Source organism: Neisseria sp. P0001.S005, from assembly GCF_051963715.1.
The window spans coordinates 1-1597 of the sequence record NZ_JBQCTZ010000388.1; the positions used below are offsets into that span (position 1 = coordinate 1).

1 protein-coding gene is annotated in these 1597 nt (G+C 52.2%); it reads right to left on the reverse strand.

Features of this window, described 5'->3' with window-relative positions:
- Window positions 1–196: 196 nt before the first annotated feature.
- A partial coding sequence (gene msrAB, locus ACTHSP_RS20460; protein WP_440346817.1) for a bifunctional peptide-methionine (S)-S-oxide reductase MsrA/peptide-methionine (R)-S-oxide reductase MsrB occupies window positions 197–1597 on the reverse strand: 1401 nt, incomplete at its 5' end.

Consider the following 1597-nt stretch of genomic DNA (forward strand, 5'->3'; position numbering starts at 1 on the left):
CAAATTGCTTGAGCTGACCCCTGCGTTGTATGTGGGTAAAGCCGAAGAGTTGGCAAAACGAATTTAAAAGGTTTTTGTAGGGCGCACGTTCTTAGTTATTGAGATTTTTTGATAGATAAGAACCAGCTTTCTACATTCGACAAATTAAAAAGGCCGTCTGAAATCTCTTTCAGACGGCCTTTTTCGATTCAAACCGTTATTTCACTTTGTCTTTCAATGCGCCGTAGCCGGCAGCGTCCATTTCTTCCAAAGGAATGAATTTCAAACTTGCGCCGTTGATGCAGTAGCGCAGGCCGCCTTTGTCTTTCGGCCCGTCGGCGAAGACGTGTCCCAAGTGCGAGTCGGCGGCATGGCTGCGCACTTCGGTGCGGCGCATGTTGTAGCTGAAATCGTCGTGTTCGGTAACGGCTGAGGCGTTAATCGGGTGGGTAAAGCTCGGCCAGCCGCAGCCGGAATCGAATTTGTCGGCGGAGCTGAACAGGGGTTCGCCGCTGACGATGTCCACATAAATGCCGGGTTTGAACAAGTGGTCGTATTCGTGGCTGAAGGCGTATTCGGTCGCGCTGTTTTGGGTAACTTGGTATTGCTCTTCGGTCAGGAGGCGTTTGAGTTCGGCGTCGCCGGGTTTTTTATATGTTGCCGCGTCGAAGCCTTTGCCTTGCGGGGTGGCTTTGGTTTTGTCCGGCAGCGGTTCGTCGGCTTTGCGGATGTCGATGTGGCAGTAGCCGTTGGGGTTTTTAATCAGGTAGTCTTGATGGTATTCCTCGGCGTCGTAGAAGTTCTGCAGTGGTTCGTTTTCAACGACGAGGGGTTGTTGGTATTTTTGCTGCTCGCGTTTGAGCGCGGCGGCGATAACGGCTTTTTCGGTAGGGTCGGTGTAGTACACGCCGCTGCGGTATTGCGTGCCGATGTCGTTGCCTTGTTTGTTGAGGCTGGTCGGGTCAACGACGCGGAAGAAATATTGCAAGATGTCGTCTAGGCTGAGTTTGTCGGCATCGTAGGTGACTTTGACGGTTTCGGCATGGCCTGTATCGCGGTAGGAAACGTCTTCGTAGCTTGGGTTTTGCGTTTTGCCGTTGGCGTAGCCGGATACTGCGTCAACCACGCCGTCTATGCGTTGGAAATAGGCTTCCAAGCCCCAGAAGCAGCCGCCGGCAAGGTAGATGGTGCGCGTATTCATGATTGCTGAATCCTTTTTCTGTGTGTCGGGTTTGTAGAACGAGTTTTTCAGACGGCCTATATCGGCATTCGGGTCGCGGATTAAAGCCAATGCCTGCGCTTCATTGATACTGCCTTTGACGATGCGCTGCACGTCGCCGTCTTTGCCGATTAACGCCCACGAAGGGTAAACGCCGATATTCAGGCTTTGGGCGATGGTGCCGCCGTTGTCGGTCACGACGGGCAGCTTAGGATAGTTCAAACCGGCATACCATTTTTGGAAGTCGCCGTCTTTTTTCTCGTGCAGAAAACCGGGCGAGGCAACGGTAATCAGGTTGGCAGAACCGAATTTTGCATCTTGAGCCCATTTTTCGGTTTGTCCCAATTCGGACAAACACAAAGGACACCAACTTGCCCAAAATTTAATCAGGGTGGGTTT